The 23,261-nt window shown below is 74.4% G+C and carries 27 protein-coding genes, 1 pseudogene and 1 riboswitch; of the genes and pseudogenes, 8 read left to right on the top strand and 20 right to left on the bottom strand.

The genetic code is table 11. The features are described from left to right. Positions 1–31: 31 nt before the first annotated feature. The gene (locus tag DSZ44_RS03440) at positions 32–1,678 is read right to left on the bottom strand and encodes a 5-oxoprolinase subunit B/C family protein (RefSeq protein ID WP_110851149.1); all 1,647 of its coding nucleotides are present in this window, start codon (positions 1,676–1,678) and stop codon (positions 32–34) included. Then, positions 1,675–2,379, bottom strand: coding sequence for a LamB/YcsF family protein (locus tag DSZ44_RS03435; protein ID WP_373681223.1), 705 nt, complete (start codon positions 2,377–2,379; stop codon positions 1,675–1,677). Before DSZ44_RS03435 ends, DSZ44_RS03440 begins: the two co-directional genes overlap by 4 nt. Before the next feature lie 158 nt (positions 2,380–2,537). On the opposite strand from DSZ44_RS03435, the gene DSZ44_RS03430 reads away from it, so the two are divergent. Continuing rightward, on the top strand, positions 2,538–3,299 hold the full coding sequence (locus tag DSZ44_RS03430; RefSeq protein ID WP_110851147.1) for a competence/damage-inducible protein A: 762 nt from the start codon (positions 2,538–2,540) through the stop codon (positions 3,297–3,299). Here the strand turns inward: DSZ44_RS03430 and DSZ44_RS03425 are convergent. Continuing rightward, positions 3,277–3,849 carry a GNAT family N-acetyltransferase gene (locus DSZ44_RS03425; RefSeq protein ID WP_110851146.1) on the bottom strand — a complete coding sequence of 191 codons (573 nt, stop codon included), beginning with the start codon at positions 3,847–3,849 and terminating at the stop codon, positions 3,277–3,279. The two genes, DSZ44_RS03430 and DSZ44_RS03425, sit on opposite strands and share 23 nt — an antisense overlap. 103 nt (positions 3,850–3,952) lie before the next feature. Here DSZ44_RS03425 and DSZ44_RS03420 point away from each other — a divergent pair, with 103 nt between their 5' ends. Both DSZ44_RS03420 and DSZ44_RS03415 read left to right on the top strand, forming a co-directional pair. Beyond that, positions 3,953–5,245, top strand: a complete 1,293-nt coding sequence (locus tag DSZ44_RS03420) for an endo-1,4-beta-xylanase (protein ID WP_220035068.1) — start codon at positions 3,953–3,955, stop codon at positions 5,243–5,245. 166 nt (positions 5,246–5,411) lie between these two features. Then, positions 5,412–5,732, top strand: coding sequence for a hypothetical protein (locus tag DSZ44_RS03415; protein WP_110851144.1), 321 nt, complete (start codon positions 5,412–5,414; stop codon positions 5,730–5,732). Between the two features lie 12 nt (positions 5,733–5,744). On the opposite strand, the gene ribH is transcribed toward DSZ44_RS03415, so the two are convergent. The 8 genes and pseudogenes from ribH to DSZ44_RS03375 form a co-directional block, all read right to left on the bottom strand. Further along, positions 5,745–6,215, bottom strand: coding sequence for a 6,7-dimethyl-8-ribityllumazine synthase (gene ribH, locus DSZ44_RS03410; protein ID WP_110851143.1), 471 nt, complete (start codon positions 6,213–6,215; stop codon positions 5,745–5,747). 158 nt (positions 6,216–6,373) lie between these two features. Beyond that, positions 6,374–7,012, bottom strand: a pseudogene (gene ribB / locus DSZ44_RS03405) (3,4-dihydroxy-2-butanone-4-phosphate synthase); the annotation flags it as partial. Further along, positions 7,009–7,608, bottom strand: a complete 600-nt coding sequence (locus DSZ44_RS03400; RefSeq protein WP_110851141.1) for a riboflavin synthase — start codon at positions 7,606–7,608, stop codon at positions 7,009–7,011. The pseudogene ribB and the gene DSZ44_RS03400, both read right to left, overlap by 4 nt. Continuing rightward, the gene (ribD, locus tag DSZ44_RS03395; protein ID WP_110851140.1) at positions 7,608–8,648 is read right to left on the bottom strand and encodes a bifunctional diaminohydroxyphosphoribosylaminopyrimidine deaminase/5-amino-6-(5-phosphoribosylamino)uracil reductase RibD; all 1,041 of its coding nucleotides are present in this window, start codon (positions 8,646–8,648) and stop codon (positions 7,608–7,610) included. The genes DSZ44_RS03400 and ribD overlap by 1 nt, the downstream gene beginning before the upstream one ends. Before the next feature lie 79 nt (positions 8,649–8,727). Next, positions 8,728–8,859: riboswitch (FMN riboswitch) on the bottom strand. Between the two features lie 60 nt (positions 8,860–8,919). Then, positions 8,920–9,825 carry a Gfo/Idh/MocA family protein gene (locus DSZ44_RS03390; RefSeq protein ID WP_110851139.1) on the bottom strand — a complete coding sequence of 302 codons (906 nt, stop codon included), beginning with the start codon at positions 9,823–9,825 and terminating at the stop codon, positions 8,920–8,922. Positions 9,826–9,827: 2 nt separating this feature from the next. Continuing rightward, complete coding sequence (locus DSZ44_RS03385; protein WP_110851138.1) at positions 9,828–10,241, bottom strand: YccF domain-containing protein; 414 nt, start codon at positions 10,239–10,241, stop codon at positions 9,828–9,830. Positions 10,242–10,270: 29 nt separating this feature from the next. Continuing rightward, entirely contained in the window at positions 10,271–10,909 is a 639-nt protein-coding gene (locus tag DSZ44_RS03380) for a GyrI-like domain-containing protein (protein WP_110851137.1), read from the bottom strand. A gap of 102 nt (positions 10,910–11,011) precedes the next feature. Continuing rightward, on the bottom strand, positions 11,012–13,171 hold the full coding sequence (locus tag DSZ44_RS03375; protein WP_110851136.1) for an HNH endonuclease signature motif containing protein: 2,160 nt from the start codon (positions 13,169–13,171) through the stop codon (positions 11,012–11,014). Between the two features lie 91 nt (positions 13,172–13,262). Between DSZ44_RS03375 and DSZ44_RS03370 the strand changes: the two genes are divergently transcribed. After that, entirely contained in the window at positions 13,263–14,261 is a 999-nt protein-coding gene (locus DSZ44_RS03370) for a TIGR01777 family oxidoreductase (RefSeq protein WP_110851135.1), read from the top strand. 109 nt (positions 14,262–14,370) lie between these two features. Continuing rightward, positions 14,371–14,802, top strand: a complete 432-nt coding sequence (locus DSZ44_RS03365; RefSeq protein ID WP_146237464.1) for a hypothetical protein — start codon at positions 14,371–14,373, stop codon at positions 14,800–14,802. A 4-nt stretch (positions 14,803–14,806) separates the two neighbouring features. Here DSZ44_RS03365 and DSZ44_RS03360 read toward each other — a convergent pair whose 3' ends face one another. After that, entirely contained in the window at positions 14,807–15,181 is a 375-nt protein-coding gene (locus DSZ44_RS03360; RefSeq protein WP_110851133.1) for an HNH endonuclease, read from the bottom strand. 58 nt (positions 15,182–15,239) lie between these two features. Continuing rightward, positions 15,240–16,253, bottom strand: coding sequence for a serine hydrolase domain-containing protein (locus DSZ44_RS03355; protein WP_220035067.1), 1,014 nt, complete (start codon positions 16,251–16,253; stop codon positions 15,240–15,242). An 86-nt stretch (positions 16,254–16,339) separates the two neighbouring features. Between DSZ44_RS03355 and DSZ44_RS03350 the strand changes: the two genes are divergently transcribed. Continuing rightward, entirely contained in the window at positions 16,340–16,798 is a 459-nt protein-coding gene (locus tag DSZ44_RS03350; RefSeq protein ID WP_110851132.1) for a PH domain-containing protein, read from the top strand. Then, positions 16,795–17,004 (top strand): hypothetical protein, encoded by a 210-nt coding sequence (locus DSZ44_RS03345; RefSeq protein ID WP_110851131.1) that lies wholly within the window; start codon positions 16,795–16,797, stop codon positions 17,002–17,004. Before DSZ44_RS03350 ends, DSZ44_RS03345 begins: the two co-directional genes overlap by 4 nt. 11 nt (positions 17,005–17,015) lie before the next feature. Here the strand turns inward: DSZ44_RS03345 and DSZ44_RS18180 are convergent, their stop codons facing one another. Beyond that, positions 17,016–17,246, bottom strand: coding sequence for a hypothetical protein (locus tag DSZ44_RS18180; RefSeq protein WP_181424518.1), 231 nt, complete (start codon positions 17,244–17,246; stop codon positions 17,016–17,018). A gap of 65 nt (positions 17,247–17,311) precedes the next feature. On the opposite strand from DSZ44_RS18180, the gene DSZ44_RS03335 reads away from it, so the two are divergent. Continuing rightward, complete coding sequence (locus DSZ44_RS03335; protein WP_110851129.1) at positions 17,312–17,752, top strand: hypothetical protein; 441 nt, start codon at positions 17,312–17,314, stop codon at positions 17,750–17,752. A gap of 61 nt (positions 17,753–17,813) precedes the next feature. On the opposite strand, the gene DSZ44_RS03330 is transcribed toward DSZ44_RS03335, so the two are convergent. The 6 genes from DSZ44_RS03330 to DSZ44_RS03305 form a co-directional block, all read right to left on the bottom strand. Further along, positions 17,814–18,071, bottom strand: a complete 258-nt coding sequence (locus tag DSZ44_RS03330) for a DUF6510 family protein (RefSeq protein ID WP_110851128.1) — start codon at positions 18,069–18,071, stop codon at positions 17,814–17,816. Further along, entirely contained in the window at positions 18,068–18,802 is a 735-nt protein-coding gene (locus DSZ44_RS03325) for an FAD-binding oxidoreductase (RefSeq protein WP_309146699.1), read from the bottom strand. The genes DSZ44_RS03330 and DSZ44_RS03325 overlap by 4 nt, the downstream gene beginning before the upstream one ends. After that, complete coding sequence (locus DSZ44_RS03320) at positions 18,799–19,392, bottom strand: molybdopterin-dependent oxidoreductase (protein ID WP_110851127.1); 594 nt, start codon at positions 19,390–19,392, stop codon at positions 18,799–18,801. The genes DSZ44_RS03325 and DSZ44_RS03320 overlap by 4 nt, the downstream gene beginning before the upstream one ends. 244 nt (positions 19,393–19,636) lie before the next feature. Further along, positions 19,637–20,437, bottom strand: a complete 801-nt coding sequence (locus tag DSZ44_RS03315; protein ID WP_110851126.1) for a SagB/ThcOx family dehydrogenase — start codon at positions 20,435–20,437, stop codon at positions 19,637–19,639. 2 nt (positions 20,438–20,439) lie between these two features. Further along, positions 20,440–22,767, bottom strand: a complete 2,328-nt coding sequence (locus DSZ44_RS03310; protein ID WP_110851125.1) for a TOMM precursor leader peptide-binding protein — start codon at positions 22,765–22,767, stop codon at positions 20,440–20,442. Then, a complete protein-coding gene (locus DSZ44_RS03305) occupies positions 22,751–23,086 on the bottom strand; it encodes a hypothetical protein (protein WP_110851124.1) in 336 nt (111 codons plus the stop codon). The genes DSZ44_RS03310 and DSZ44_RS03305 overlap by 17 nt, the downstream gene beginning before the upstream one ends. Between the last annotated feature and the right edge of the window lie 175 nt (positions 23,087–23,261).

Below are 23,261 nucleotides of genomic sequence, written 5' to 3'. Positions count from 1 at the left end.
CCCGTGTGCTGACGGTGCCTCTTCACACAACCTACGTCTGCGCCGCGTCCTCGCAAGGCAGCACGGCGTCCCGGAAGCGTAGCCGGTCCCCGGGGCGGGCCTGCGCCAGGGTGTCGAGGTCGGCGTCCCGGACGACGGCGAGGACGGGGTACCCGCCGGTCACCGGGTGGTCCGCGAGGAAGACGACGGGGCGACCGTCGGAGGGCAGCTGCACCGCTCCGGCGACGGTGCCCTCGCTGTCCAGCTCGGCGTCGTCGGCGCGCTCGAGGGGCGCGCCGTCGAGGCGCAGACCCACCCGGTTGGACCGGTCGGTGACCGTCCAGGCCTGGCCGAGCAGGCGCTCGAGGGACTCGGGCGTCACCCGGTCGGCCCGCGGCCCGAGGACGACGCCGACGGCCAGCTCCTCGGTCACCCGCACGCGGGCAGGTTCGGGCTGCCCGACGGCGCGTCCGGGCGGTGGGCCGACGGGCAGCACGGTGCCGGCGGCGAGCGGCGGCGGGCCGACGCCGGAGAGCAGGTCGGTGGAACGGCTGCCGAGCACCTCGGGCACGGTGACGCCCCCGCGGACGGCGACGTACGCGCGCAGTCCCGCCGACGGGTGGCCCAGCCGCAGGACGTGCCCGTCGGGCAGCAGGAACGGCGCGTCGGTCGGCGGGTGGGTGAGCTCCTCGTCGACGTGGAGGATCGTGAGCGGGACCTGGGCGCCGGAGACGGCGAGGACCTGGTGACGGGTCGCGCGCAGCTCCAGGCCGCCGAGGACGGTCTCGACGACGGCCGCGCCGCCGTCGTTGCCGACCAGGCGGTTGGCCTGGCGTGCGGAGCCGCGGTCGGCGGCGCCGGAGGGGCTGACGCCGAGGTCGAGCAGCCCGGCGCGGCCGAGGTCCTGCAGGAGGCTCTGCGCACCGGCGGCGAGCACGGTGAGGGCGGAGCCGGTCACGGTGGCGGCGCCCGTGCCCGGCGCGGCGGACTCCCCGGCGCCGCCGGTGGGCGCTGCCGGTCCGGAGTGCGCACCCGCGGGTCCGTGACGTCCCGGTGCCTCGGCCGGGCCGGACGTCGTCACGCGCTCCCGCACGGGCCGGAACCGGACCCTGTCACCGGGCCGCAGCAGTGCCGGCGGCCGCCGGTCGAGGTCCCACATGGGCGCGTCGGTGCGGCCGATGAGCTGCCAGCCGCCCGGTGAGGAGCGGGGGTAGACGGCCGAGAAGGTACCCGCGAGGGCGACGGACCCGGCCGGGACGGCGGTGCGCGGGCTCGCCCGCCGCGGCACGGCCAGAGTCGTCGGCCCCACGAGGTAGGCGAACCCGGGCGCGAAGCCCCCGAAGGCCGCCGTCCACTCCTCCCCCGAGTGCGCCCCGACGACGCCCTGGACGCTCAGCCCGGTGTGCTCGGCCACGGCGGTGAGGTCCGCGCCGTCGTACACGGTGTCGATGACGACGACGTCCCCCGCCGCCGGGGGCACCGGCGGCGCCGGGAGGTCACGCAGGACGGGGGCGAGCCGGTCCCGGGCGGGCCGGTCGGTGGCGCGGACGAGGACGGTGCGGGCGGCGGCGAGCACCTCGGCCTGGCCCGGCAGCGGGGACGCGGAGAGCGCGGCGTGCAGGCCGAGCACCTCGGCGAGGTCGGCGCAGCCGACGAGCAGCGCCCGCTCCCCCACCGGGCGGACCTCGCGGCCGGTCACCGGAAGCCGGCCACCGGGACGCCGGCGGCGTCGAGCGCGGCGCGCACCGCCGTGGCGAGAGCCACGGCGCCGGGGGTGTCACCGTGGACGCACACGCTCTCGGGCCGCACGGCCACGGTCGTGCCGTCCACCGCCGTGACGGTCCCCTCGGTGGCCATCCGGACCACCCGGCCGGCCACCTCCTGCGGGTCGGTGACGACGGCGCCGGCCTGGGAGCGCGGGACGAGGGTGCCGTCGGGCAGGTAGGCGCGGTCGGCGAAGGCCTCGACGACGGGACGCAGCCCCGCGGCCCGCGCCTCCTCCTCGATCACCGACCCCGGCAGCACGAGGACCGGCAGGCCGGGGTCGACGGTGCGGACGGCCGTGGCGACGGCGCGGGCCTGCGCGCGGTGGTGGACGATCGTGTTGTACAGCGCGCCGTGCGGCTTGACGTACCGGACCTCGGTGCCCGCGGCCGCGGCCAGCGCCTGGAGGGCCCCCACCTGGTAGACGACCTCGTCGACGAGCTCGGCCGGGTCGACGTCGAGGAAGCGGCGCCCGAAGCCGGCGAGGTCGCGGTAGGAGACGTGTGCGCCGACGGCCACGTCCGCCTCGGCGGCGAGGGCGCAGGTGCGGCGGGCGGTGCGCGGGTCCCCCGCGTGGAAGCCGCAGGCGACGTTGGCGCTCGTGACGACGCGGAGGATGGCGGCGTCGTCGCCCATGGTCCACGCGCCGAAGGACTCCCCGACGTCGGCGTTGAGGTCGATCGGCACGGAGGGCTCCCTTCGGGCGGGCGGTCGGTCTCCCGCTGCCCGGCAGCGTAGCCGCCGGTCGTGCTCTGCGATTGTGCGAGGTGCCGGGACGGCGGCACGCTGTGCACATGCCCAACCCCACTGCCGCCGTCCTCGTCATCGGCGACGAGATCCTCTCCGGGCGCACCCGGGAGGCCAACGCCCACCACCTGGCCGGCGAGCTCACGCGCGTGGGCATCGACCTCGCGGAGATCCGGGTCGTCCCGGACGACCACGAGGTCATCGTCGCGGCGCTCAACGCGCTGCGGGAGCGCTACACCCACGTCTTCACCTCCGGTGGGATCGGCCCCACCCACGACGACATCACTGCCGACGCCGTCGCTGCGGCCTTCGGGGTGGGCATCGACGTCCGCGCCGACGCCCGCGCCCTCCTCGAGGAGGCCCTCGCCGGCCGCGGGGCGACCCCCACCGCCGACCAGCTGCGCATGGCCCGCATCCCCGACGGCGCGACCCTCATCGTCAACGGGGTCTCCGGTGCGCCGGGCTTCAGCATCGGCAACGTCCACGTCATGGCCGGCGTGCCGAGCATCTTCGTCGCCATGCTCGACGCGCTCCTGCCCACCCTCGCCGCGGGTGTGCCCATCCGGTCGCGCGAGGTGCGCTTCGACGTCGGCGAGGGGCGCGTCGCCGCCCAGCTTCGGCAGCTCGCCGGCGAGCTGCCCCAGCTGACCGTCGGGTCCTACCCCTTCACGGACGGGGACCTGCGCGGCACGAACGTCGTCGTCAGGGGCACGGACGAGGCGCTGCTCGAGGACGCGGTCGCGCGGCTCGAGGCGGTGCGGGCCACGCTCCAGGGGCCGCCGGGGTTCAGCGCAGGTCGCGGCGCATGAGGACGCGGGGGAACCCATTGAGGACCGACGTCGTGTCGGCGACCTTGACGAAGCCGGCGCGCTCGAAGACGGCGCGAGTACCGACGTAGGCCATCGTGAGGTCGACCTTCGCGCCGTCGTTGTCGACGGGGTAGGCCTCCACGACGGGCGCGCCGCAGGAGCGCGCGAGCTCGACGGCGCCGGCGACGAGGTGGTGGACGATGCCCTGGCCGCGGTGCCCCGGGCGTACCCGCACGCACCACAGCGACCAGGCGGGCAGGTCGTCGACGTGCGGGATCCTCCGGTTGCGGGCGAAGCTCGTGTCCGCGCGGGGGTGGACGGCGGCCCAGCCCACGACGTCGTCGCCGTCGTAGGCCAGCACCCCGGGCGGGGGCTCCTCGGCGACGAGCCCACGCACCCGCTCCCCCCGGGCCGGGCCACGCAAGGACAGGTGCTCCTTGGAGGGCAGGCGGTAGCTCAGGCACCAGCACACGTTCGCGTCCGGCCGCTTCGGGCCGACCACCGCCGCGACGTCCTCGAAGTCGACGGCGGGGCGCACCTCGATCGTCATGGCGTCAATGATCCGCCGTCGGCGGGCCGAGCGGAAGGGATTCGCGACGCCTGACGAGGAGGTAGCGTCGGCCATGTCCTGCCCCGACCCGGAAAAGACCGCGATGACGCCCTCTGCCCCCACCCCTGTCGACACCTCCATGGCGCACCGGACCGCCCACGCGACCGTCACCGTCCGCGACGCCGACGGCGCGCCCCTGACGGACACGGACGTGACCGTCGAGCAGGTCCGCCACCGCTTCGCCTTCGGCAACATCGGGTTCGACCTCATCCCGCTCGCCAACGGCGAGACGTCCGGTCCGGTCGAGAACGTCTTCGGCGGGGCCGCACCCGACCAGGGCGAGCACCTCGCGGCGCTGTGGCTCGACGTCTTCAACACCGCGACGCTGCCCTTCTACTGGGCGGGCTTCGAGCCCGAGCGCGGTCGCCCGGACACCGAGCGCCTGCTCCGCACCGCCCGGTGGTTCCAGGACCGGGGCGTCGCGGTCAAGGGCCACCCGCTCGCCTGGCACACGCTCGCGCCGGACTGGCTGCGGGAGCTGCCGACCGCGGAGGTCGCCGAGGTGCTGCGCGCCCGGATCCGGCGGGAGGTCGGTGACTTCGCCGGCGTCGTCGACACCTGGGACGCCATCAACGAGGTCGTCATCATGCCGGTCTTCGTCAACGAGGAGCACGAGAACGCCATCACGCGCCTGTGTCGCGAGCAGGGGCGGGTGCCCACGGTGCGGCTCGCCTTCGAGGAGGCGCGTGCGACGAACCCGTCGGCGACCCTGCTGCTCAACGACTTCGACCTCTCCTCCGACTACGAGCGCCTCATCGAGGACGTGCTCGAGGCGGGCGTCCGGGTCGACGCCCTCGGGCTGCAGACGCACATGCACCAGGGCTACTGGGGCGAGGAGAAGATGCTCGCCATGGTCGACCGGTTCGCGCGGTTCGGCCTGCCCCTGCACCTCACCGAGAACACCCTGCTCTCCGGCGACCTCATGCCGCCGGAGATCGTCGACCTCAACGACTACCAGGTCCCGTCCTGGCCCTCGACGCCCGAGGGCGAGGAGCGCCAGGCGGACGAGATCGTGCGGCACTACCGGTCCCTGCTGTCCCACCCGTCGGTCCAGGCGATCACCTACTGGGGCATCACCGACGACGGCGCGTGGCTGGGAGCACCGGCCGGCCTCGTCCGCGGCGACGGCACCCCCAAGCCCGCGTACGACGCGCTGCGGCGGCTCGTCAAGGAGGAGTGGTGGCTGCCGGCGACGACGCTGCGGACCGACGGCGAGGGGCGCGTGCGGGTGTCGGGCTTCCTCGGTGACTACGAGCTGAGGGTCGGCGGCGCGTCAGGCACCGTCGCGCTGGACGAGGCCGGGCAGACGGTGTCGGAGGTGGCCCTCACGAGCTGACGACGCCCGACGCGCCAGGGACGGGGCTGCCGAGGTACCCGGCGGCACGGTGGCATCATGGTGATGGTCCCGGCCGTCGAGCGCTGCTCCCCGGGGCCGGTCGTAGTGGAACGAGGGCGTCGGCGACGCGCTCGCCACGCCCCTGGGTTGCTGGGGAGTGATCCGGATGTCGAACGTCCCTGAGATGCGGGCTGCGGAGGCCGAGGACCGGTCGCGCGGTCAGCAGGTCGTGTCCATGCTGCTCACGCTCGTCGTCGTCGCGGCCCTCGTGCCGGGCGCGGCGGTGCTCGCGCTCACCTGGCTCGTCCGGCTACTCGCCGCCGGTTGGGGCCCGGTCCTGGGTGGCGCGCTGTTCGCGTGCACGTGGCCGTTGGTCGACCGGGCGTGGCGAGAGCTCAGCGGCCGGGCGCCCGAGCTGCCCCTCGGGCTGCCCGGCTGGGTGTGGCTCGGGGCCGCCGGGACACTGGGGTGCTGGTTGCTGCTGTGACGGGCCGCCGGCTCAGCCGGCGAGGCGCCGCACGGCGAGGGCGGTCGCGATCGCGGCCTGGGCCGCCTCCGCACCTTTGTCCTCCCGCGAGCCGGGCAGGCCGGCGCGGTCGAGCGCCTGCGCCTCGTCGTCGGTCGTCAGCACGCCGAACCCGACCGGGACGCCCGTGCGGACCGAGACCTCCGTGAGGCCGGCGGTGGCCGCCTGGCAGACGTAGTCGAAGTGCGGGGTCTCGCCCCTGACGACCGCCCCGAGGGCGACGACGGCGTCCGCGCCGCCACGGACGGCCGCCGCGGCGGCCACCGGCAGCTCGAAGGTGCCCGGCACCCGTTCGAGCGCCACGGTGGCGCCCGCCTCCTCGACAGCCCGGAGGGCGCCCGCGACGAGGCCGTCCATGACGGTCGTGTGCCACCGGGCGGCGACGACGGTCACCCGCAGGCCAGTGCCGTCGGGGGTGATGGTGGGTGCTCCGGCTCCGCTCACGCGTGCTCCTCCTCGGTCGTCCCGGCTTCTCCGGGGTGGGCGCCGGCCGGGTCGGGGCCGGGCAGGTGGTGGCCGATGGCCGCCCGCTTCGTCAGCAGGTCGTGGTGGTTGTCCTCCGAGCGGCCGGCCGCGAGCCCGAGGACGGCGCTGCGCTCGACCCGGTAGGTGACGAGATCCGCCACGGTGAGGAGCACCAGGCCGTGGCGCCGCGCGAGGGCCGCCGCCTGGGGGCGGCGGGTCATCGTCCCGTCGTCCTCGACGAGCTCGGCGATGGCGGCGACCTCGCCCACGCCGGCGAGACGGCACAGGTCCACGGCGGCCTCGGTGTGCCCGCCCCGCTCGAGCACGCCCCCGCCCACGGCGCGCAGCGGCAGGACGTGGCCGGGCCGGACGAGGTCGGCAGGGCCGGAAGCGGGGTCGGCGAGGACGCGGAGGGTCCGGGCCCGGTCGGCCGCGGAGATTCCGGTGCCCACACCGTCGGCGGCGTCGACGGACACGGTGTAGGCGGTCCCCCGAGGGTCCTGCGAGCGGGCCACCATGAGCGGGAGGTGGAGCTTGTCGGCGCGGTGCGCCGGCAGCGGCGCACAGAGGTAGCCCGAGCTGTACCGGACGGTCCAGGCCACCCACGCGGCCTCGGCGGTGGCGGCGGGCAGGACGACGTCCACCTCGTCCTCCCGGTCGTGGCCGTCGGCGACGAGGACGGGACGCCCCGCGCGGAGCTCGCCGAGAGCGGCCTCGACCCGGTCGTCCGGTGACGCGCCGGGTGCCGCACCGGGGCGCGTCGCCGTCGTGCTCATGCGCCGACCCCCGCGGTGAGGAGCCGCTCGACGTACTTGGCCACGACGTCGACCTCGAGGTTCACCCGGTCCCCGGGGGTGACGTCGCCGAGCGTGGTCCGCTCCAGGGTGGTGGGGACGAGCGCGACGCCGAAGGAGTCGGCCCCGGCGCCGGTGACCGTGAGGGACACGCCTTCGACGCTGACGGAGCCCTTCTCGGCGACGTACCGGGCCAGGCTCGCCGGCAGTGCGACGTCGAGCTCGGTCCAGCGGGGGCCGGGGCGCCGGTCGAGCACGGTCCCCACGCCGTCGACGTGGCCCTGGACGAGGTGCCCGCCGAGTCGGCCGTCGGGGCGGACAGGACGCTCGAGGTTGACGCGGTGCCCGGGGGCCAGCGCGCCGAGGGTGGTCCGGCGGAGCGTCTCGGGCATGACGTCGGCGGTGAAGCCGTGATCGTCGTGGGTGGTCACCGTGAGGCACACGCCGGCGACGGCGACGGAGTCGCCCGGGCGCAGACCGTCGAGGACGGTGTCGGCGGCGACGGTGAGGACGGCGGCGTCGCCGAGGTCGGTCCGCCGCGTGACGGTGCCGACCTCCTCGACGAGTCCGGTGAACATCAGAGATCTCCTTCGGGTCGGTGGGCGACGACGAGGAGGTCCTCGCCCAGTGTCCGGGTCGTGACGGGGCGCCAGCGCGGCGCGCCGGCCAGGGTCGAGACGCCGAGGTCGGTGACCGCCGGCAGGCCGCCACCGAGCAGGACGGGGGCGAGGTACGCGTGGAGCTCGTCGACCAGGTGCTCGCGCAGCGCGCGGCTCAGGAGGGTGGGCCCGCCCTCGACGAGGACCCGGCGCACCCCTGCGTCCCAGAGCTGGTCGAGGGCCGCGCGGAGGTCGCGCGTGGGGAGGTGGAGCCAGTCGCCCGGCGCCTGGCGCAGCGCAGCCCCGGGCGGGACGGCGCGCCGGCCGACGACGACGCGCAGCGGCTGGTGGCAGGCGAGCGTGCCGTCCGCACGGCGGGCGGTGAGCGCCGGGTCGTCGGTGAGCACGGTGCCCGTGCCGACGACGACGGCGTCGACGTCGGCCCGCACGGTGTGCGCGTGGGTGCGGGCGGCCGCGCCGGTGATCCAGCGCGACGTGCCGTCCGCTGCGGCGACCCGCCCGTCCAGGCTCATCGCGGACTTGCCGACCACCCAGGGCCGGCGACGGCGCATGGCGGTCACCCAGGCGGCGGACACGCGTGCCGCCCGGCCGGTGACGTCCACGGGCACGCCCGCGTCCTCAGCGGTGAGGACGTCCACGCCCTGGCCGGCGAGCCACCGCGCACCACCGGAGGCCACCGGGTCGGGATCGCCGACCGCGTGCACGACACGTGCGATGCCCGCGGCGTGCAGGGCCCGTGAGCACGGCGGGGTCCGACCGCTGTGGTGGCAGGGCTCGAGCGTGACCACCGCGGTCGCGCCGCGGAGGCGGGCCGGGTCGGCGCCGGCCAGGGCGGCCGCCTCGGCGTGCGCCGTGCCCGCCCCGCCGTGCCAGCCCTCGGACACCACCGCGCCGTCGGCGGCGAGGAGGACGCATCCCACCCGGGGGTTGCCGCCGTGCTGCGGCCCTCGCTCGGCGAGCTCGGTCGCGCGCCCGAGCGCCCACGAGACGTCCGGCATGCCTGTCCCCTTCCCTGTCGGTACCAGACCGGGGGCAGGGGGACACCAATGACGCCACCGTCGGCAGAGGACGGCGGCGCCACGTGCTGCCTCCCATCCGGACTTTCACCGTCGGTCCTGGAGTTCCACCAGGTCAACCGGGCGTCGTGGGACGCACGGGTCGCGGACTGTCACCGCCGGCTCGGAATTGCACCGACCCCGGAGCACGTGTTGCTGCCGGACAGCGTACCTCCCCGTGGGAACGGGTCGGCCCGCGCGCCTGTGGCGGGCGTCAGCGGGGTGAGGAGGCCACCTCCACGACCCGCTCGCACAGCTCGTGGGTGACGAGCGCGTCGCTCGCGTCGAGGCGGCGGCCCTCGCGCACGGCACCGAGGAAGTCCGCGCACATGGCGTCGAAGCCGCGCAGCTCGGTGGCCGGACGCCAGCCGTCGCGCCGGACGAGCCGTTCCCCGCCGTCGTGGTCGACGACGTCGGCGAGGTCGGTCACCTGACGGCGCCGGCCGCCCCCGACGACGTCGAGCAGCTCGTGGGAGCCGCCGGAGGTCCAGCTCATCGTCCCGACGGCGAGGCGGCCCTCCTCACCGGTGAACTGGACCGAGAGACGGCGGCTGCGCCCGGCGTCGTCGTGACGGACGGAGACGGTGAGGTCCGCGAGGGTGGACGGCACGAGGAAGCGGAGGGTGTCGAGGACGTGGATGAAGTCGTCGAGCACCATGCGCCGCGCGTCGGCGAGGGGATGGGACCGGTGCTTCTGGAGCGTGACGACGTCCCTGTCCGGCCAGTCCGCGAGCGCGCGGTACGCCGGCGCCCAGCGGCGGTTGAAGCCGACGGCGAGGGAGACACCGCGCTCGGCGGCGAGCTCGACGAGCCGTGCGGACGTCTCGAGGTAAGGCGCGATCGGCTTGTCGACGAGGACCGGCACGTCGTGGCGGAGCAGCGTCTCGACGATCTGCGCGTGCGCGTCCGTCGGGGCGTGGACCGTCGCGGCGTCCAGGCCGGAGGCGACGGCGTCGTCGAGGTCAGTGAACCGGTCCGCGACGCGGTAGCGCTCCCCCACGGCGTCGACCGTCTCGTGGCGGCGTGAGACGAGGACCGGCGTGACTCCGGGCGTGGCCGTGAGGACGGGGAGGTAGGCCTTGGCGGCGATGTCCCCGAGGCCGATGACGGCGACGCGCACGCTCAGGCCCGTCCGACGGGGGCCGCGAGGGTGGCCGCGCCGTCGCGGACGGGGACGATCCGCTGGCCGAGCGGGAGGAGGGCGAGCGGCACCATCTTCCAGCACGCGATGCCGAACGGGATGCCGACGACGGTGACGCACAGGAACAGGCCCGCGAGGATGTGGGCGACGGCGAGCTCCCAGCCGAGCAGGAGGATCCACAGGACGTTGCCGGCGAGGGCGAGGGCGCCGGCGTCCCGCCGGAAGACCGACCGGCGGCCGAAGGGCCACAGGACGAAGCTCGCGAGGCGGAAGGAGGCGATGCCGAAGGGGATGGTGATGATGAGGACGCAGGCGATGACACCGGCGACGACGTAGAGCAGCGCGAGCCACCAGCCGGCGAGGAGGAGCCACAGGACGTTACCGATGGTGCGCATGGGACCACGGTAGCGGGAGGGTGGGGAGGTCAAGCGGGGGTGACGGGCTGGCGGAGGATGGTGCGCTGCCGCTCGGGCGCGACGCGGCGCACGTCGCTGAGGTAGATCTCGTGGTGGGTGCCTGCCGGACGCAGTCCCCGGGCGGGAAGGACCTCGTGGTGGAGGCGCTCGAGGACGGGGCCCTCGTCGTCGAATGCGCCGACGTGGAGCGTCTGGACGCAGGTGCCCTCACGAAGGGTGGCGACGCGGAGGTCGTCGATGCGGGCGGGTCGCTTGGTGGTCCGGACGTGCTCGACGGTCGCGTCGACGAGCTCGGCGGGGACCCAGGACGGGACGAGGAGCAGCAGCGTCCAGTCCCACCGGGACTTGTCGCGTGCCGAGGTGAAGGCGTCCATGTCGCTCGCCCACCACAGGCCCTCGAGCGGTGGGACGACGTAGTCGTGGCGGAGCTGCTCCTTGCTGACGAACTTCACCGCATAGGCGACCGGGTAGAGAGTCTCGACCGCGGCGGTGAAGTCCGGAGCGGTGTTGGGGTCCCCATGGCCGTCGACCATGAGGTACCGAAGATCCGGGATGTCGAGGACGCGGAACTCCCCGCGCCTGGCCTGGTAGGAGTCGAGGGCCTTCTTGACATCTGTCTTGTTCGACTCTCTCGCCGGCTCAGCCATCGTCGGTCTCTCGGGTCGTTCCGGGGGCAGTGGACAGATGGTGGCAGCGAGGGGGCCAGTTCGACCAGACCCCCGCTTGCCGTGGCCGCTCGGGGGCGTGCGTCAGAACGGCGGCTCGTCGTCGGCTGCCCATGACGGCCCGTCGTCGACCCCGGGCCACAGCAGGGTGCTCCGCAGCCCGCCGGCGGGCACCCAGCTGCCGCCGACGTCGGTGCCGGCGGCGATCTCGGCGAGGACGCCGTCGACGAACGCCGGGTCGATGGCCTCGCGCTCCCGTACCGACCGCCGCCCCAGTGCCCGGAGCCCCTCGGCAGTGTGCCGCGGCATCGTGACGATCGTGCCGTCGGGCCGGCGAAGGTACCCGTGGCCGGTGGGACCGGCCCACGCGTAGGTGCGGTCGGAGCCGTGGGCGACGGTGTAGGCCCCGATCGTCTTGACGCGGTGGTCGCGTCCGCAGTTCGGGCCGGTGTTCTCCACCGAGGTGGCGCCACCATGCTGCCACTCGTGCTCGTGGTCGATCTCGGCGTGGCGAGCCGCGCAAGAGCAGCCGGGCCGGGTGCAGGTGCGGTCGCGCTCCCTGACGAGGTCGGCCATGGCGGCCGGCGGCTGGTACCGGGTGCGGCCGACGTCGATCACCTGCTCCGTGCCGTGGTCGGTGACGAGCCTGCGCCACACGCCGCCGGCAGCCAGGGCTCTCGCGATGACGGGTGGGACCGGGCCGTACCCCTCGAGCTCTGCCACGGGCTCGACGATCCGCTCGAGCGGGCTCTGCTCCCCCGGCGCGGGAAGGAAGTCACCGAGCGGGACGGTGATCCGTACGTCGACCTTGCGGCCGCCGAGCGAGCCCAGGCGGACGGTGGGCAGGAGCCCGCCGGGGAGCCGGTGCCCGGGGTACGGCGGAGAGGAGGTGCTCGTGGTGGGACGGCGGCGGAGGCCTCGCTCGGGCGGTGGAGGGTCCGATGAACACGCGGTGCCCGGCTCGGGTGACGGAGCACCCGGCGGATCGACGACGACTGGAGCCTCAGGAGCGGCAGGACCCGACGGAGGTGGCTCGCCTGTCTCCCCTGGTGGAGTCGTCGGCGGTGGTGGGGACGCGTCCGCGACCTCGGGTGGTGAGACGCCCGGCGGGAGGGCGGTGTCCTCCGCGTCGAATGCTGAGCCTCCGTCGGCCGGCTCAGCGATGACGCCACAGCTGCACACTCGCAGGGCAGCGTCCGGGCCGATGTGGCCGCAGGCGAGCGCGGTATGCGCCATGAGCGCGAAGGCGTCGGCGCGGAGCTGGTCATGGGTGCGCTTGTCCCCCTGGTGCTTGGCGGCACGGGCGGCGGAGTCCAGGGCGAGGTCGAAGGCGACGGCGTCAGCGGCCGGCACCGTCGCCACCACCCGGGCCATGCCGTCGGGCAGGGGCTGGGGCCGGTACACGCAGCGACGTTGCCGGGCGCGCCGGTGCCGCTCGTCCGCGTGGTCCGGGTCGACGGCGATGACGGCGCGCGAGAGGTCGCTCTGCACCTGGCGCAGCGTCCGACCGGGAGCCTTCTCGAGGACCTCCCACTGGGCGGCCATCGCGACGTCGGTGGGCAGGTCCTCCAGCGCCCGGACGATCGCCTGCGCACGGGGGTAGTCGATCTGCCCCTCCTCCAACGCCTCAGCGGTGAGGTGGAAGAGCCCCTCGAACCCGCGGCCGGTCTCGACGATCCGCATCGCGCTCTGGCGGCTCATCCGCAGCCGCATCGACAGCTCCTCACCGACGACGCACTCCCCGCGGTCACGCCCGGCGACCTTGCCCGGCCACGTGGGGTTGAGTGCGGGCCGCCTGCTGAGAGCGGCGGCCGCTCGTGCGGTGCGCGCAGCCGCCCACGACTCCATCCGCCGGTACGCAGCGACAACCTCGACGAGCGAGTACTCGTCGACGTCCTCGACGGTCTCGACGACGTCGAGGACCTGGGCCAGTCGCGGGCCGGGCGGGAGGTGCTCGAGGTAGTCCCCCAGCGCCCGCGGCACGGGCGCGAGCTCACCGACCGCTTGCCGCGCCCAGTCGGTGGGCTCGGTCTCCGCGTACTTCGAGAGCCGGAAGGTCGCGAAGTCGGCATGAGCCGGCGGCTCGAGGACGGTGGGCGCGACGAGGTCGCTGGAGTGGAGCGGTGAGTCGGCGGCGAGCTCGCTGAGGAGCTCGGCAACCCGGGCCTCGGCGAGCGCCCCGGACTCTGACCCGAGCGGCGCGTCGCCGTCCGGATCGATGTCCTCCCGCTCGCTCAGTGTCATCCTCGGCGCCTCCTTGTGACTATGATATCGAACACACGTTCGATCATGCAAGGGATGTGGAGAACCGATCCGAGATCACTAGGCTCGCCCCGTGAAGATCGTGGTCCCGGGAGGAACCGGACAGGTCGGCGGAGCGCTGCGGCGAGCGTTCGCCGCGCGAGGTGACGACGTCGTCGTCCTCAGCCGCCGGCCCGAGCAGCTCGAGGACGGTGTCCGGCACGTCGTGTGGGACGGACGCACCCTCGGCGCGTGGGCGGAGGAGGTCGACGGCGCGGACGCCGTCGTCAACCTCGCCGGACGGTCGGTCAGCTGCCGGTACACCGACGCCAACCTGCGCCAGATGATGTCCTCACGCGTCGACTCCACCCGCGCCGTCGGCGCGGCGATCGCGCGGGCCGAGCGTCCGCCGCGGGTCTGGCTGCAGATGAGCACCGCCACCATCTACGCCGACGCCCGCAGCCGGCCCGGCGACCTCCCCCACGACGAGAGCACCGGCGTCATCGGCGGCGAGGAGCCCGACGTCCCCCTCTACTGGGAGTACAGCGTGCGGATCGCGCGGCGCTGGGAGGAGGCGCAGGCGGAAGCCGACACGCCCGCGACCCGCCGCGTCGCCCTGCGCACCGCGATGGTCATGACCCCGGACCGTGGCGGCATCTTCGACTACATGTCGTGGATGGCCAGGGTCGGGCTGGGCGGACCTGTCGACGGCGGGCGGCAGTACGTGTCGTGGATCCACGGTGAGGACTTCGTGCGCGCCGTCGAGCTCCTCCTCGAGCGCGACGACATCGACGGCCCGGTCAACCTCGCCGCTCCCGAGCCGCTTCAGCAGCGCGCCTTCATGCGGGTGCTGCGCCGCGCGTGGGGACGGCCGGTCGGCCTGCCGGCCACCCGGCTCATGGCCGAGGTCGGCGCCCTCGCCCTGCGGACCGACACCGAGCTGCTCCTCAAGAGCCGGCGCGTCGTCCCCGGGCGGCTCGCGGACGCCGGGTTCACCTTCCGCTACCCGACGTGGGCGGCCGCAGCACCGGACCTCGTCGCCCGGGCCCGGGACGAGAGGCGCCGCGGCGCGAGTCGACAGCGGGTCGTCTGACGGTGGACGACGGCGCTCGCGTGCCGGTGGAGACGACGGCGGACCATCCGCCAGCACCGGCGACGGCGGTTCCTGCTTCGACGCCCTCCTCGCCTGACATGCTGGAGTCGTGAGTCCGACGACGACGGAGGAGTCCTGGTCCGTGGGGCGCCGCTGGCTCGGCATCCTCGCGGCCGTCCTCGCGGCTGCCAACCTCGTGATGGTGGCCCTCGACCTGAGCACAGGCGACGTCGAGACCACGGGGGACGTCGTCCTCGCGGTGGTCCGCACCATTCTCGTGGGCACCTTCTCCGTCCAGGCGCTGTACGAGCTGCGCGCCCGCGTCCTCGTCGACGACGTCGGCGTGCACCACCGGGAGATGCGACAGCGCACCTACCGCTGGGAGGAGATCGGCGAGGTCCGCCTCTACAGCCGGTGGGGTGAGAACGTCGTCGAGCTGGTCCGTCACGACGGCGAGTCGGTGCGCCTGCCCAGGTCGACCGAGCACCTCGACGTGCTCCGGCGCCGGCACGTCGCCGTCACCGGCCGCCCGGCGTCGTAACCGCTCAGCCCGACCGTTGCAGCCGCCGTCGCTGGGACCGCAGGTAGGGCCGCGCGCGCCGCTGCCCTCCGTGGACGTCGATCGCGGCGTCCAGGCGGTCGAGCACGGCGCCCAGCGCGGTGGGGTCCGCGGGCCAGCCGCGGCGCACGCACTCCTCCAGCCACTCCACCGGGGAGCGCTGGCCCCGCTCGGCGTTGCACCGCCGGCACGCGGCCACCTCGTTCTCCGCCCACGACGGTCCGCCCTTGGCCCGCGGCACCACGTGGTCCACGGTCGGCGCCACGAGCCGCCCGAACTCCTGGCCGCACCAGAAGCAGCAGCCGCCCTGCGCGAGGACGGCCGCGTCAAGGCGCTCGGTCCGTCGCGCATGCTGCCGCACGCGACCAGCGTGCCGCAGCGGGGACGCTGGCGCCCCCGCGGTGCGGCCCGGACGTGGCTCAGGCGACGGACGCGTCGACAACCTCCGCCAGCGCCGCGATGACCGGCCACGCCCCCTCGGAGGTGTTGCCGAGCACGCTCACCGTCGTGCGCGAGCCGACCACGTGGGTGGACCGGAAGGACGCACCCGCGTCGTAGCCCTCGAGGACGAGCACGTCCGCGGTCCGGTGCAGCCAGAAGCCCAGGCCGTAGCGCATGTCCTCCTCGGGCACGTCGTGCCGGGGCCGGGTCAGGGTCTCGACGCTCTCGGGCGACACGACCCGCCCGTCGAGGAGCGCGCACCAGAAGCGGTGGAGGTCGGCCGCCGTCGTGAACGCCCCGCCGTCACCGTTGCCGAGGACGGGGAGATGAAGGGTGTTGGTGAGGTCGCCGTCGTCGTGCACGTACCCGGTGGCGGCGCCGGCGGGCAGCGCGTTGAGCGGGAGGAAGTCCGTCGCCTCGAGGCCGGCGGGAGCGAGGACGAGTCGCCGGACGACGTCGTGGTAGCCCTCCCCCGCAACCCGCTCGAGGAGCAGCGCGAGGACCATGTACCCGCTGTTGCAGTAGGAGAAGCGCTCCCCCGGCGCGAACTTCTGCGGGTGTCCCTCGAGCAGCGGGAGGAACGCGGCCGCCGTGGTGAGCGTGTGCGGCGGCACGGTGAGGACGTAGTCCGGCGCCTCCCAGCCGGAGTCCTCGTCGAGGTAGTCCCCGATGCCCGAGGTGTGGCCGAGGAGGTGCTCGACGGTGACGGCGTCGTCCACCAGGGGCAGGTCCTCGCCGAGCAGCGCCCGGACCTGCTGGTCCAGCCGGAGCGCGCCGTCCTCCACGAGCCGCATGACGGCGACGGCGGTGAAGGCCTTGCTCCCGCTCGCGACGGCGATCTGCGTGTCGGCGGTCATCGGCACCTGGAGCGGGCGGTTGAGGTATCCCTCCGTGCGCTCGAGGATGCGCCGGTCCCCGACGTCGACGGTCACCACCCCGGAGAAGGAGGCGTCGGCCAGGGCGTCGTCGAGGGCGCGAGCGTCGATGTCCACGGGCGACGACCATACGGGGGCACGTCGCGCGCCGCGACGGATTATCCGCGGTGGCCCGGGTCCGGGGCGCCCGGCATGCTGGGCTGATGGGTCCCGACGACGACCGGCCGCGCGAGGACGAGCGACTGCCCTCGGAGGAGTCGTGGCGCGTGGGCAGACCGTGGGCGGCCGTCCTCTTCCTCGTGGTCGCTGCGTTGTACATCGCCGTCACGGTGCCCGGGCTCCTCGGCGGCGACGGCGTCGCGGACAGGGGGTGGCGCCGCTGGATCCCGCTGCCTGCGGCCGCCGCGTTCCTCTTCGTCGCGGCCGAGGAGTTCCGCCGCCGGGTCGCCGTGGACGCGGAGGGCGTGCACCTCGTGGCGCTCTTCCGGCGCAAGACCTATCCCTGGCACGAGGTTGCCGAGGTCCGCGAGGGCCGGCCGACGCTCTTCGGGGACCGCTTCGTCTACCTCCTGAGGTACGGAGCCAAGCACGTCGAGCTGCCCAACTCCGGCGGGCGCCTCCGCCTGCTGCAGCGCTGGCACGCGGCGACAGCAGACCGGTGAGTGACACCCTCGCAGAGACGGTCGGCATCATCGGTCTCGTCGTCGCGAGGGTCGCACTCGTCGTCGCGCTGGTCTGTGCCACGACCTTCCACCTGCGCCACCGAGAGGACCACAGCGCACCCCGGGCGCGGCGGCTGCGTGCCGCCAGCCTCTGGTCGGTCGCCGTCGGCATGCTCGGGCTCGTCGTCTACGCGGTCGCCGGGTGAGCGCCGGCGTCCTACCCGCACGACTCCCGCGCGACCGTCACGCTGGCGACGACGTCGGCGTCGGGTGAGATGCTGCGGCTGCGGTTGCTCAGCTTGCCCGCCGGGCTCACGGTCATCCACACGACGCCGTCGCCCGGTGCCGTGCAGGTGAGGTCCGCCGTCGTCGCCGTGATCCCGCCTGCGATCCCGACGCCAGTGAGGGGCCACGTGCTGGTCGGCCTGGTCGTGGGACTGGAGCACAAGGCGGTGCACTGGCGGCGCGTGGGCACACCGGCGGCACGCCGCGCTGCCGGGCTACCGTGCGCACATGAGCAACCTCGACACGGTCGGTGAACGGGACTCGTGGCGCTGCTGGCTGTGCGACGAGCCGGTCGACCCGAACGCCTCGGTCAACTCCGACCTCGGCCCCAGTGTCGACACCGGCCTCGCCAAGGGGAAGAAGGCCGCGGCCGGCACCGAGCGTCTGGCCCACCGCGCCTGCAACACGCGCAAGGGAGCCGTGAAGCCGGTCGTGCCGTGGTCGCCCGACCTGTTCGTCGTCGACCCCGCACCGATCGCTGCGACCGTGGAGCGGCTCGCGCGCAAGAAGGGCCGCGAGGTGGTGGCACGCTGCCCGAGCCGCGAGGACGCCGACGCAGCCGCCGCCTGGCTGGTCGACCGCCTGTCCCGTTTCTCCCCGGACCTGCCCGTCACGACGCAGGTCGAGCCGGGCGGCGGTCAGTTCATGCTCGTCCTGCGCACCCTCTGACGTCGCGGCCGCACCTCGGGGGCGTCGTCCGCTGCTCCGCGCGCCCCTTCCCGCTGTCCGGTCACGGGCGGGCCACCCTGATGTAGGCCAGGCCCGACAAGTTCACGAGCCGCTCGTGTCCGTTGTCGACGATGACGGCCAGCGTGGAGTCGCAACCGGCGCACCGCATGACAGCGCCCATGGCTGTGACGGAGGCGCGCGCGCGGGCGAGCTCGAAGGAGCGACGACAGCTTCCGCACTGGCCGATCGCCGTGGTGATCTCGACGCCGAGCGTGTCGGCGAAGACTCCGGCGAGCGCGTTCCCGTCGAGATGGTTCATCTGCTGCCCCCGAACCGTTCCGTGCGCACCCGCGCCGCGTCGTGCCCCAGATCGAGCAGCCATCCGGCGACCGCCTCGACGAACGGCGTCGGTCCGCAGACGAAGATGCGCGGTCCTGCGGATGCGGGGAAGACCAGTCCGGCGACCGTGTCGCGGGTGAGTCTCCCCGGTGAGTCGACCGATCCCGGAGGGGACTGGCGAGTGTGCACGACGTCGACGGTCGTGCCGGACAGTGCCGCCAGCTCCTGAGCGAAGAACACGTCACCCGGCGTGCGGACCGAGTACAGCAGCCGGAAGTCGGCACCGCCCGCCTCGCGCTCACGGGCCGACGCCATCGAGAACAGCGGCACGACGCCCGATCCGCCCGCGATGAGCTGGACCGGGGACCGGTCGACGTCCGAGGGCGTCCAGACGAAGAAGCGTCCGAGCGGGCCGTGCACCTCGATGTCCTCGCCGTGCTCGAGCTGGTGCACGAGGAACGGTGAGACTTCGCCTCCGGGCACCTCGTCGACAGCCAGGACCAGTCGAGTCGTGTCGCCCGACGACGCGAGCGAGTACGACCGGGTCGCCTGGTAACCGTCAGGTGCGGTGAGGCGGATGTCCAGGTGCGACCCGGGAAGGCTCCCGGGCCAGCTGGGCACGTCCAGCTCGAGACGGACGGCTGACTCGGTCTCGCGGCGCCTGCTGGCCAACCGTCCGACGTGCCACCCGACGCGGAAGGCGCCGGTCACCAGTACCGCTCCTCCAACCACGGGTCGCCGCGGAGGTGGTACCCGTTCTGCTCCCAGAAGCCCGGTTCGTCGGAGGGCATCATCTGCATTCCGCGAAGCCACTTGGCACTCTTCCAGAAGTAGAGATGAGGGACGAGGAGTCGCGCGGGGCCACCATGCTCGGGAGTGAGCGGACTGCCCTCGGCCTCCGTGGCGATCCACGCCTTCCCGTCGAGCAGGTCCTCGAGGGGGAGGTTGGTGGTGTACCCGCCGTAGCTGCGGACCATCACATAGTCGTAGCCCGTCTCGACGTCCTCGAAGAGCAGGTCGACGGGAACCCCTCGCCAGGGCATGTCCAGCCTTGACCAGTGGGTGACGCAGTGAACATCGGTGACGACGTCCTCCACCCCCAGGGCGTGGAGCTCACTCCAGTCCCATCGGTGCTCGAGACCGCCCTCCGTTGTGATCGTGAAGCTCCACTCGTGCGCCCCGACATCAGGCGTCGGGCCCGCCGTGAGGACGGGCCAGTCGTCCACGATGGTCTGCCCGGGAGGCAGTCGCGAGTCGCTGCGGCCGCGCCGTCCCCCGAATGCACGGTTGACCACTCCCATGACGGGCTCCTTCACTCCACCTGACGTGCTCGCGGTGCTCGGTGCCGGCGACGGTCACCGCCATGGCCGTGGCACCCACCAGTGCGACGAGCGGGGCCGCTACGGCGATAGAGCCTCGTCTCGTGTGTTATCTCGGTCACAATACGCCGGACGAATCCGGCCTCACCAGCCCCGAGCGCGCCGATCGACGACGGCGGGTCGGTCACTCGTCCACGACCGTCCCGTCGGTCAAGGTGCGGCGGGCTCAGGATCCTCCGGGAAGCGCCCGCCGGGCCATCCTGCCCTCGGCCGCCGGCACCCCGATCGCCGTCGCGTAGAGCGGCACCTCGCGCTCGGCGTCCACCCGGAGCAGCCCGGCGAGCTCGTCGTCGTAGAAGCCGCCGACGTTGACGGTCCCGAGGCCGAGGCCGGTGGCGAGGAGCACGAGGGTCTGGGTCACGTGCCCGGCCTCGAGGAGCAGGTACCGGTAGCCGCGGTCGCCGTACTTGACCAACGACCGGCCCGTGACAGCGCTGAGCACGACGACGGCACTCGCCTGTGCCACCCACGGCTGCCCCATGAACAGGTACTCCACCCACTCCCGGGGGAAGGGGCCCTCGCGCAGCAGCTCGAGGCCGTCGGCCCCGGGCACGTAGTGGTGGACGCCCGGTGCCAGGCCGTCGACGTCACGAACGATGAGGCTGAGCTCGAGCGGGTAGAGCCCGCCCGCCGAGGGGTTCGGCCGCTCGACGACCTCGAGGTCCTCGAGCGCGAGCCGCGCGCCGAGCGCGTAGCAGCCACGCAGCAGGGTGGCCAGGCGCGGCAGGTCCACCGGCTCGTCCCGGAAGCTGCGGCACGAGACACGGTCCGCGAGCACCTGCGAGAGCGGGCGCCTCACCGCCGGTCCGTCCGGGAGGGCGGTCCATGGTGCACCGGCGTGCTCCCGGCCGGGCTGCACGGGCGGGTTCACGCCGCCGGTGTCGGTGAAGACCCAGCGCGCCGTGCCGCGGTGGAAGGTCCAGGCGAGTGGCTGGTGGTCGCGGAAGGTTCCGGGGTCGCTCGCCATCGTCAGGCCAGGGGGTGCGCGGTGAGGTTGAGGTCCTCGCGGCCTGCCACGCGTGGGACCAGGCCGAGGTCGGCAGGCATGCGGTGGAGCCGCTCCCCGCCGAGCCGGTTCTGGGCGGCACCGAAGTGGATGGGCTGGAACCCGGGCACGATGCCACGGGCGACGCTCACCCCGAGCTCGGCGACGTCCGGTGGGGTGGTGTCCACGTACAGCACGTCCCCCGCGACCGCCGTCAGCGAGGACACGAGGGCGGTGAGCCCCGTGTCCTGGGGTGCCGTGGCGTCCCACGGGAGGCTCGGAGCCTCGCGCAGGTACCCCAGACCCGCGGCGGCCGTCGCGGGGTCGGCGTACAGGAGATCGTGGTCCTCCAGCTCGGTCACCCGGGCCGGGTCGGCGACGAGCTCGCGGAGCCGGGCGGCGGTCCCCGGACGGCGCAGTCGCGCGCGCAGCGCCGGCCGCACCTGGCCCACCTCGAGCACGGCGCCCCGGGCGGCGGCGACCGGGTCGAGGTCGGCCCCCAGGCCGACGACGGCGGCCGGTGCCTCCGCGCTCCACCCGACCGCCATGACGACCGTCACGGCGGTGTCCGTGGGCAGCTGGTGGACGTCGATGCTCACGCCCCGGCGGGCGTACCCCGCGGCGACCCGCCGCACGACGTCGTCGGGCACGGACGCGGCGGGGCTGCGCCGTCCGGCGAGCCGGTGCGCCCAGGCGATGAGGAACGCGTCGCGCTCGACCACCTCGAGAAGTCCGGCACGGACGGCGTCGGTGAGCGTCGCGCCGGCGGCGAAGCCGTTGGACGTCGCGGGGAAGAGGTAGGAGTCGTGGTGGTGGACGTCGTAGCCGAGGTGGACGGCCAGCAGCGGCACCCAGACCTCGGCCCCCGTGGTGAGCGAGCGGGCGGGGACCCACTCGAGCTCGGTCCGTGCCGAGTAGGGCCGGAACGGCAGGTCGGCGTACTGGTCCTCCGCGAAGAGGACGAGGTCACGTGGGTCCAGGGACGGCCCGTCGAGCGCGTCGCGGGTGGCGGAGACCCGGCGGTCCGGCTCCCAGGTGAGGGAGGCGTAGCGCTCGAGCGCCTCGCCGAGGGCGCCGTTGCGAGCGGCCTCGACGGTCGCGCCCTTCCCGGAGCACCCGACGAACCCCTCCGGTCCGCTCTGGAAGCGGGCGTTGGCGAGCTCGGCGCGGACGACGACGGGCAGCTCGGGCTCCTCGACGTCCTTGGTGACGGCATCCAGCACGCGGACCAACCCGCTGACCGGGCTCACCGTCCGCGCGGCGATCCGGTCGAAGTCCGTCCTACCGCTCCTCGTCCCGGCCAGCGTCGCGAGCGGCGGTTGCTCCCGCGAGGGCCGGTGGTCTTTTTTTCGGCAGGCGGCGCAGTCGGGTCGCTGGAGGACCGGGTGGCGGACCTGGCTGCCGGTGGTGCCGTCGAGCGTGAGGACGTGACCGGGCAGCCGCGCCGGGTACACGCCGACCGCGGCGGCGAGGACCTCGCGGGTGACGACGGCAGCCGCGCCGGGCAGCAGGGCGGGCAGCACCGGGCGCGGTCGGCCGGGTGCCTGCCGTGCCCGGTCGAGCATCTCCTCGTGCGCCATGGCGGCCGCGAAGTCGTCCTCGCAGGCCAGCGCCCGCATCCGCCAGCAGAGGTAGCACGGCCCCTCCCCCGGCAGGACGAGTGGGCCGACGACGGCGCGGGTGCCGTGCCAGGCCACGTGCAGCGAGGGCACGTCGTGCTCCAGGCCGGCGGCGTTGACCCACATCCGCACGGCCGACAGCTCCGGGTCGACAGCGGTCACCGCGAGGTCGCTGCCGGCGACGGCACGCGTGACCCCGTCGCGGTCGGGGACTGTCCCCGCGGCGAGGTCGAGGAGTCTCACGCCACCGATCCCCGCGGCCGTCAGAGACGTCGTCAGGGCCCGCGCGCCCTCGCCGTTGCCGACGACGGCGACCCGCAGGGTGCGGGCACGCTCGGCGACCGCGCGGCGTTCCTCCGCCGACGCCGTCACGAGCTGGACCCACGGCGGGTGGGGCACGCCGTCGTCGTCCTCGATGACGATCCCGGCGTCGAGGAGGGTGTCGAGCAGCCGCCCGACGTCGTCGGCGACGGCGTCGGGGAACGCGGCGATGACGGTGCGCCGGGGGGTGAGGTCGGTGAGGGTGGGGACCAGGCGGTCACGGACGAGCTGCGCGACCTCGCCCTCCAGGCGCAGGCGCGCGGTGGCGGTGGCGAGGAGGAGGTCCTGCCCGAGCGGCACGACGTCGAGGCCGGGAGCGAGCCGCAGCCCGCCACCGGCCCCGGCCGGGGTGCTGTCAGTAGCCCAGTCCACCGAAGCGCCCTGCGGCGTTCCCGAGGTTCCCGAGGCCACCGACGTTGCACGGGCCGCAGGTGCACTCGTGGATGCAGACCTCGATGCAGCGGACCACGCAGACCGCACACACGGCGCAGCGGCTGATACATCGGAAGCAGTCGTTGATCCCGCAGAACTCCCCGTAGTCCGCGGCGATGACGTCGCGCACCTTGGCGTACGCCTGGAGGTCCTCGGGGCTGAGGTCCTTGGCCCCGCGCTTGACCTGCTGCGACTTGAGCTGGTTCTCCAGCTCCACGATCCGGCCCTTGAGGGCCTCGAACTCCGCCTCGTCGGCCATGCCAGTCTCCTGTGCGGACGGGCCGGTCACTCGTCCCGGCCTGGGGGCGTCGAGGCCGCTCCCGGAGGGCTGACCCCGGCGAGACCGCTCGGCGAGCGGCTACGGCGGACGCTACCCGCGCCGCTCCCCCGCAGGCCATGGTCCTGCGTGACCCGGCCCGAAAGGCTGCGCGTTC

This window comes from Georgenia satyanarayanai, assembly GCF_900116375.1.
GTDB lineage: Bacteria > Actinomycetota > Actinomycetes > Actinomycetales > Actinomycetaceae > Oceanitalea > Oceanitalea nanhaiensis.
The sequence above is the reverse complement of the archived record's forward strand: the minus strand, read 5'-3'. Positions and strand labels throughout refer to the sequence as shown.